The following is a 7,685-nucleotide window of genomic DNA, read 5'->3' as shown; positions in this document are numbered from 1 at the left end:
GATCCGCTTCCTGTTCGTCAGGCCAGCATTTTGCCTCGGGCTTCCTTCAGATTCGCAGTCGCCCGCGACACCCTTGCCTCCGGCTAACACTTCCCCTTGCCGGGTGTGTAGAGGACTTTCACCTCCAAGTCACCCGCTCGGCCACCACAGCCAAGCTGGTTGCGCTAACGCGCAACGCGCCATGCCTGGCGCACAACAAAAAAAACCCGCCGAAGCGGGTTTTTTAATTGCGGGCCAGCGCTTAGATCGCGCCACGCTGACGCAGCACGTCCAGCACCTGCTTCACGCCTTCGTCCACGCTGGTGGACTGGGTGTCGATCACCAGGTCCGCATCCAGCGGCACATCGAACGGGAAGCTTTCGCCCGGGATGTTGTCGCCAGCGGCAGCGTACAGGCCTTGCGGGTCACGCTCGCGGCAGGCCAGCGGCGAGGCCTGGACGTAAACGGTCACCAGGCGCTCCTTGCCGATCAGTGCCTTGGCCTGCTCGCGGCCTTCGGCATCCGGGGCCACGAATGCGGCCAGGGTCAGCAGGCCGGCTTCGTTGAACTGGCGCGCCACATGGGCGGCGCGGCGCCAGTTCTCGGTACGGCCGGCGCGGTCCTGTGGCAGGCCCTTGTTCAGGTCGTGCCGCAGGTTCTGACCATCGAGCACGTACACCGCACGGCCCATGTCGAACAGCTTGCGCTCCACGGCATAGGCCAGGGTGCTCTTGCCAGCGCCGGACAGGCCGCTGAACAGCACGGTGGCTGGCTGCTGGCCGAAGCGCAAGGCGCGCTCTTCGGTGGACACGTGGGCCTGCTTGCCATGCTGCCCGGTGCTGCCATGCGGCAGGACGGGCTGGGCGATGATCATGCCGGCGCCGACGGTGCCGTTGGTCAGGCGGTCGATGACGATGAACGCGCCGGTGGTGCGGTTGCTGTCGTAACCGTCCAGGGCGATGGCGCTATCCAGGGACACCTTGACGCGGCCGATCTCGTTCAGTTGCAGGGCGCTGGCAGCGTCCTTCTCCAGGGTGTTCACATCCACCTTGTGGGTGATGCTGGCAATCGAGCCCGGCACGTAGCTGGTAGCACGCTTGATGTCGTACTTCTTGCCAGGCAGCATCGGCTCTTCGGCCATCCACACCAGCATGGCGTCGAACTGGTCGGTCACCGGCGGTACGTTGTCGGCATGCACCAGCAGGTCGCCACGGGAGATGTCGATCTCGTCTTCCATGGTCAGTGTCACGGCCTGGCCGGGGCCGGCGTTCTCCAGCTCACCTTCGTAGGTGACGATGGATTTGACACGGCTGCTCTTGCCCGATGGCAGCACGACGATTTCGTCGCCCTTGTGCACCACGCCGCTGGCCAGGGTGCCGGCGAAGCCGCGGAAGTTCAGGTTCGGGCGGTTGACATACTGCACCGGGAAACGCAGGTCGGTGAAGTTGCGGTCGGCCGACACTTCGACGGTTTCGAGGATTTCCATCAGCGTCGGGCCGGTATACCACGGCGAACGCTCGCTGTGGTTGACCACGTTGTCGCCCTTGAGCGCCGACATCGGCACGAACTGCAGGCTGCTCGGGGTCAGGTTGATGGCTTCGGCGAACTGCAGGTAGTCGGCCTTGATCGACTCGAAGACTTCCTGGTCGAAGCCCTTGAGGTCCATCTTGTTGACCGCGACGACGATGTGCTTGATGCCCAGCAACGAGGCGATGTAGCTGTGGCGACGGGTCTGGGTCTGCACGCCGTAGCGGGCGTCGACCAGGATGATCGCCAGGTCGCAGGTGGAGGCACCGGTGGCCATGTTGCGGGTGTACTGCTCGTGGCCCGGGGTGTCGGCGATGATGAACTTGCGCTTGGCGGTGGAGAAGTAGCGGTAGGCGACATCGATGGTGATGCCCTGCTCACGCTCGGCCTGCAGGCCATCTACCAGCAGCGCCAGGTCGACTTCTTCGCCGGTGGTACCGGACTTTTTCGAATCACGGGTGATGGCCTCGAGGTGGTCCTCGTAGATCATCTTCGAGTCGTGCAGCAGCCGCCCGATCAGGGTGCTCTTGCCATCGTCGACGTTGCCGCAGGTCAGGAAGCGCAGCAGTTCCTTGCGCTCATGCTGGGCCAGGTAGGCGAGGATATCCTCGCTGATCAGATCAGATTGGTGCGACATGGAGTAACCCTGAAATTAGAAGTAGCCTTGGCGTTTCTTGTCTTCCATGGAACCGGCGCCATCGTGGTCGATGACACGGCCCTGGCGTTCGGACGTACGGGTCAGGAGCATTTCCTGAATGATGTCCGTCAGGGTCTCGGCTTCCGACTCGACCGCACCCGTCAACGGGTAGCAGCCCAGGGTACGGAAACGCACCTTCTTCTTGACGATGCGCGCTTTCTCTTCGTCGCTGAGATGCTCGAGGATGCGCTCGTCGTCGATCATGATCAGGGTGCCGTTCTTCTCGATGACTTCACGCTCGGCGGCGAAGTACAGCGGCACGATCGGGATGCCTTCGAGGTAGATGTACTGCCAGATATCCAGCTCGGTCCAGTTCGACAGCGGGAACACGCGGATCGACTCGCCCTTGTTGACCTTGCCGTTGTACACGTTCCACAGCTCGGGGCGCTGGTTTTTCGGGTCCCAGCGATGCTTGCTGTCACGGAACGAATACACGCGCTCCTTGGCCCGCGACTTCTCTTCGTCACGGCGCGCGCCACCGAAGGCGGCGTCGAACCCATGCTTGTCCAGCGCCTGCTTCAGGCCCTGGGTCTTCATGATGTCGGTGTGCTTGGAGCTGCCATGGGTGAACGGGTTGATGCCCTGCGCCACACCTTCCGGGTTGACGTGGGTGATCAGCTCCAGGCCCATTTCCTCGACCATCTTGTCGCGGAAGCTGTACATCTCCTGGAATTTCCACTGGGTGTCGACGTGCATCACCGGGAACGGCAGTTTGCCCGGGAAGAAGGCCTTGCGCGCCAGGTGCAGCATCACGGCGGAATCCTTGCCGATCGAGTACAGCATCACCGGGTTGTCGAACTCGGCGGCCACCTCGCGGATGATGTGGATGCTTTCCGCCTCCAGCTGTTTCAAGTGCGTCAGTTTGTCGACCATGGCTACTCACGAAAAACGATCTTATGGACGGCCTGCGGGCCGTGTTCGAGCGAGCCACTTTATCACAGCGGTAGCTTCTATTTAGGAGGCGGGCTAGATCGAAAAAGTCTAACGATATGACTGGGGGTTTGGGCTTGCAGGCCCGGCCTCTTCGCGGGCATGCCCGCTCCCACAGGTACGGTGGAGTCCTTGTGGGAGCGGGCGCGCCCGCGAAGAAGGCAACGCCGATCTCAGATCGGATTCGGGCAATCGATGAACAGGTGCTCCACGGCAAACCGCCGTGCCAGGTAATCACCCAGCGCCTGCACGCCGTAGCGTTCGGTGGCATGGTGCCCGGCAGCAATGAAGCTGACGCCGTTCTCGCGCGCACTGTGATAGGTCTGCTCGGACGCTTCGCCCGTCAGGTACAAATCCACCCCGGCCGCGATCGCGGTGTCGATGTAGCCCTGCCCGCCCCCGGTGCACCAGCCGACCCGGCGGATCATCTGATCACCCTCGACCAGCAACGGCTCACGCCCCAGCACTTCCTGCACCCGCCGGGCAAAATCACGCGCGGTGATCGGCTCGGCGAGCGAACCGACCAGCCCGACCACTTTGGGGTTCGCTGGGTCCAGCGGCCCTTCGACGGTAATGTCCAGTTGCCGCGCCAGCTGCACGTTGTTGCCGACCTCCGGGTGCACGTCCAGTGGCAGATGGAACGCCAGCAGGCTGATATCGTTGCTCAGCAAGGTCTTCAGGCGGCGCTGGCGGATGCCGGTGACGCACGGGTTTTCGCCTTTCCAGAAATACCCATGGTGTACCAGCACCAGGTCGGCCCCCGCCTCCACCGCGGCATCCAGCAACGCCTGGCTGGCGGTGACGCCGCTGACAATCCGGCTGACCTGCGGCCGGCCCTCGACCTGCAGGCCGTTGGGGCAATAGTCCTGGATCTTCGCGCTGCCCAGGTAACGCTCGGCTTCCTCGACCAGGGTGTTTAGAGCGACGGCCATGCAAATCTCCTCGAAAACTGCGCTTTTCTCGGGCACAACGCCTATGGAACGCCCGTATAATGCCGGCCATTATGGGCCGTCGCCGGCACTGGGGGAACCGGTGTATCATCGCGCGCGCTCATGCCCCACCGCGCGGCCACCGGCCTTCGCTCTTTCCAGGATTCGTTCATGTTCAAGGCTTTGCGTTACTTTGGCTGGCCCCTGCTTACCGGCATACTGATCGCCATGCTGATCATCCAGCGCTTCCCGCAATGGGTCGGCCTGCCCAGCCAGGACGTCAACCTGCAACAAGCCCCGCAGACTACGCGGATCATGCAGGGCCCGGTGTCCTACGCCGATGCCGTGACCCTGGCCGCCCCGGCGGTGGTCAACCTGTACACCACCAAGGTGGTGAACAAGAGCGCCCACCCGCTGTTCGAAGACCCGCAGTTCCGGCGTTTCTTCGGCGACAACCTGCCCAAGCAGCGGCGCTGGGAGTCGAGCCTGGGCTCGGCGGTGATCATGAGCCCCGAGGGTTACCTGCTGACCAACAACCACGTCACCAGCGGCGCCGACCAGATCGTCGTGGCCCTGAAAGACGGCCGCGAGACCCTGGCCCGGGTAATTGGCAGCGACCCGGAAACCGACCTGGCGGTGCTGAAGATCGACCTGAAGAAGCTGCCTGCCATCACCATCGGCCGCTCCGACACCATTCACATCGGCGACGTGTCGCTGGCCATCGGCAACCCGTTCGGGGTCGGCCAGACCGTGACCATGGGCATCATCAGCGCCACCGGCCGCAACCAGCTGGGCCTTAACAACTATGAGGACTTCATCCAGACCGACGCGGCGATCAACCCGGGCAACTCCGGCGGTGCGCTGGTGGATGCCAGCGGCAACCTGGTCGGCATCAATACGGCGATCTTCTCCAAGTCGGGTGGCTCACAGGGCATCGGCTTCGCCATTCCGGTAAAACTGGCGCTGGAGGTGATGAAGTCGATCATCGAGCACGGCCAGGTGATCCGTGGCTGGCTGGGTATCGAAGTGCAGCCGCTGAGCCAGGAGCTGGCTGAGTCGTTCGGCATGAAAGACCGCCCGGGCATCGTGGTGGCGGGCATCTTCCGCGAAGGGCCGGCGGCCAAGGCCGGGCTGCAGCTGGGTGATGTGATCATGAGCATCAACGGCGAACCCGCCGGTGACGGGCGCAAGTCGATGAATCAGGTGGCGCGGATCAAGCCCAACGAGAAGATCACCATCGAGGTGATGCGCAATGGGCAACAGTTGAAGCTGATTGCCGAGGTGGGGCTACGGCCGCCACCGGCACCAGCAGTGACCACAGAAGAGAAGTAATAAACGGGGCCGCTTTGCGGCCCATCGCCGGCAAGCCAGCTCCCACAGGGATAGCACCGGCCTCAAGCCCTGTGCAGTACCTGTGGGAGCTGGCTTGCCGGCGATGGGCTGCAAAGCAGCCCCAACAGTATCAATGCAGAATCTGGCTCAGGAACAACCGCGTCCGGTCACTGCGCGGCCGGTCGAAGAAATCATCCGGCGCCGCCTGCTCCACGATCTCCCCCTTGTCCATGAAGATCACCCGGTTCGCCACGGTGCGGGCAAAGCCCATTTCATGGGTGACGCAGAGCATGGTCATGCCATCCTCGGCCAGGCCCACCATGGTATCGAGCACTTCCTTGACCATTTCCGGGTCCAGCGCCGACGTCGGTTCGTCGAACAGCATGATCTTCGGTTTCATGCACAGCGCACGGGCAATCGCCACACGCTGCTGCTGGCCACCGGACAACTGCCCCGGGTACTTGTGCGCCTGTTCCGGAATACGCACCCGTTCCAGGTAGTGCATGGCAATTTCCTCGGCCTTGCGCCGGGGCATCTTGCGCACCCACATCGGCGCCAGGGTGCAGTTCTCCAGAATGCTCAGGTGCGGGAACAGGTTGAAGTGCTGGAACACCATGCCCACTTCGCGGCGGATGGCCTCGATCTGCTTCAGGTCGTTGGTCAGCTCCACGCCATCGACCACGATGCGCCCTTGCTGGTGCTCTTCCAGGCGGTTGAGGCAACGGATGGTGGTGGACTTGCCCGAACCGGACGGCCCGCACAGCACGATACGCTCGCCCTGGCGCACGTTCAGGTTGATGTCCTTGAGCACATGGAACTGGCCGTACCACTTGTTCACACCCTGCATCTGGATGATGCCCTCGGGGCCGGCAGGCTGCTTGATCGCTTCACTCATGTCGAAACTCCTAACGCTTGTGGCCAGTGTCCAGCTTGCGCTCCAGGTGCATGGAGTAGCGGGACATACCGAAACAGAAAATCCAGAACACCAGGGCGGCGAACACGTAGCCCTCGGTGGCCATGCCCAGCCAGGCCGGGTCGGCGGCGGCTTGCTTGACGCTGTTGAGCAGGTCGAACAGGCCGATGATGATCACCAGGCTGGTGTCCTTGAACAGGGCTATGAAGGTGTTGACGATGCCGGGGATCACCAGCTTGAGCGCCTGCGGCAGGATCACCAGGCCCATCGCCCGCCAGTATCCCAGGCCCATCGCCGCAGCGGCTTCGTACTGGCCCTTGGGGATGGCCTGCAGGCCGCCGCGTACCACCTCGGCGATATAGGCTGACTGGAACAGGATCACCCCGATCATCGCCCGCAGCAGCTTGTCGAAGCTCATGCCCTCGGGCAGGAACAACGGCAGCATCACCGACGACATGAACAGCACGGTAATCAGCGGCACGCCGCGCCAGAACTCGATGAAGGTCACGCACACCACCTTCACCGCCGGCATCTTCGAACGCCGTCCCAGGGCCAGCAGAATACCCAGCGGCAAGGCGCCGACGATGCCCACGGTGGCGATCACCAGGGTCAGCATCAGCCCGCCCCACTGGCTGGTCGGGACGCTTTGCAGGCCCAGGTAGCCACCGTGCAGCAAGGTGTAGGCCAGCACCGGGTACAGCACCAGGAAGCCCAGGCCGTAGAAAGCCTTGCGTGGGAACTGCCTGATGAACAGCGGCGCGGCGCCGAGCACGGCAAGCCAAACGGTCAGGTCCACGCGCCAGCGCAGCTCCGTCGGGTAGTAGCCGTACATGAACTGGCCGAAGCGCTGCTGCACGAACACCCAGCAGGCGCCTTCCTTGGTGCAGTCGGCGCGGGTGGTGCCAACCCAGTTGGCATCGATCAGCGCCCACTGCAGCAACGGCGGCACGATCAGCCACACCAGGTAGATGGCGAACAGGGTCAGCAGCGTGTTGAGCCAGCTGGAGAACAGATTGGCACGCATCCATGCGAGCACGCCGACGGTTTTCACCGGGGGCGGCATATCAGGTTTGAAAACATGGGCATTCACGGGCGTATCCTCACCGCTCGATCAGCGCAATGCGCTTGTTGTACCAGTTCATCAGCAGCGAAATGCTGATGCTGATGGCGAGATAGACACTCATGGTGATGGCGATCACCTCGATGGCCTGGCCGGTCTGGTTGAGCACGGTACCGGCGAACAGCGAGACCATCTCCGGGTAGCCGATACCGGCCGCCAGCGACGAGTTCTTCGCCAGGTTCAGGTACTGGCTGGTCAGCGGCGGAATGATCACCCGCAGTGCCTGGGGGATGATCACCTTGCGCAGTGTCGGGCCCT

7 protein-coding genes are annotated in these 7,685 nt (G+C 63.2%); 1 reads left to right on the top strand and 6 read right to left on the bottom strand.

The window, feature by feature from the left end:
- Positions 1-241: 241 nt before the first annotated feature.
- From cysN to HP546_RS22605, 3 genes are all read right to left on the bottom strand, one after another.
- On the bottom strand, positions 242-2,143 hold the full coding sequence (cysN, locus tag HP546_RS22615) for a sulfate adenylyltransferase subunit CysN (protein WP_172229710.1): 1,902 nt from the start codon (positions 2,141-2,143) through the stop codon (positions 242-244).
- 15 nt (positions 2,144-2,158) lie between these two features.
- Positions 2,159-3,076, bottom strand: a complete 918-nt coding sequence (gene cysD, locus HP546_RS22610; protein WP_056801777.1) for a sulfate adenylyltransferase subunit CysD — start codon at positions 3,074-3,076, stop codon at positions 2,159-2,161.
- A gap of 230 nt (positions 3,077-3,306) precedes the next feature.
- Positions 3,307-4,065, bottom strand: a complete 759-nt coding sequence (locus HP546_RS22605; protein ID WP_172229707.1) for a Nif3-like dinuclear metal center hexameric protein — start codon at positions 4,063-4,065, stop codon at positions 3,307-3,309.
- A 168-nt stretch (positions 4,066-4,233) separates the two neighbouring features.
- On the opposite strand from HP546_RS22605, the gene algW reads away from it, so the two are divergent.
- Positions 4,234-5,394, top strand: coding sequence for a Do family serine endopeptidase AlgW (algW, locus tag HP546_RS22600; RefSeq protein ID WP_172229686.1), 1,161 nt, complete (start codon positions 4,234-4,236; stop codon positions 5,392-5,394).
- Between the two features lie 130 nt (positions 5,395-5,524).
- Here the strand turns inward: algW and HP546_RS22595 are convergent, their stop codons facing one another.
- From HP546_RS22595 to HP546_RS22585, 3 genes are all read right to left on the bottom strand, one after another.
- Positions 5,525-6,289 (bottom strand): amino acid ABC transporter ATP-binding protein, encoded by a 765-nt coding sequence (locus HP546_RS22595; RefSeq protein WP_016498022.1) that lies wholly within the window; start codon positions 6,287-6,289, stop codon positions 5,525-5,527.
- Between the two features lie 10 nt (positions 6,290-6,299).
- Positions 6,300-7,397, bottom strand: coding sequence for an amino acid ABC transporter permease (locus HP546_RS22590; RefSeq protein ID WP_172229683.1), 1,098 nt, complete (start codon positions 7,395-7,397; stop codon positions 6,300-6,302).
- A 10-nt stretch (positions 7,398-7,407) separates the two neighbouring features.
- A partial coding sequence (locus HP546_RS22585) for an ABC transporter permease subunit (RefSeq protein ID WP_172229680.1) occupies positions 7,408-7,685 on the bottom strand: 278 nt, incomplete at its 5' end.

This window comes from Pseudomonas sp. CM25 (assembly GCF_013179705.1).
Lineage (GTDB): Bacteria > Pseudomonadota > Gammaproteobacteria > Pseudomonadales > Pseudomonadaceae > Aquipseudomonas.
The sequence above is the reverse complement of the archived record's forward strand: the minus strand, read 5'-3'. Positions and strand labels throughout refer to the sequence as shown.

What these genes read in the sequence shown, in the direction of transcription:
- algW (WP_172229686.1), top strand. Translation starts at nt 4,234, where the DNA reads ATGTTCAAGGCTTTGCGTTACTTTGGCTGGCCCCTGCTTACCGGCATA.
- HP546_RS22595 (WP_016498022.1), bottom strand. Translation starts at nt 6,289, where the DNA reads ATGAGTGAAGCGATCAAGCAGCCTGCCGGCCCCGAGGGCATCATCCAG.
- HP546_RS22605 (WP_172229707.1), bottom strand. Translation starts at nt 4,065, where the DNA reads ATGGCCGTCGCTCTAAACACCCTGGTCGAGGAAGCCGAGCGTTACCTG.
- cysN (WP_172229710.1), bottom strand. Translation starts at nt 2,143, where the DNA reads ATGTCGCACCAATCTGATCTGATCAGCGAGGATATCCTCGCCTACCTG.
- cysD (WP_056801777.1), bottom strand. Translation starts at nt 3,076, where the DNA reads ATGGTCGACAAACTGACGCACTTGAAACAGCTGGAGGCGGAAAGCATC.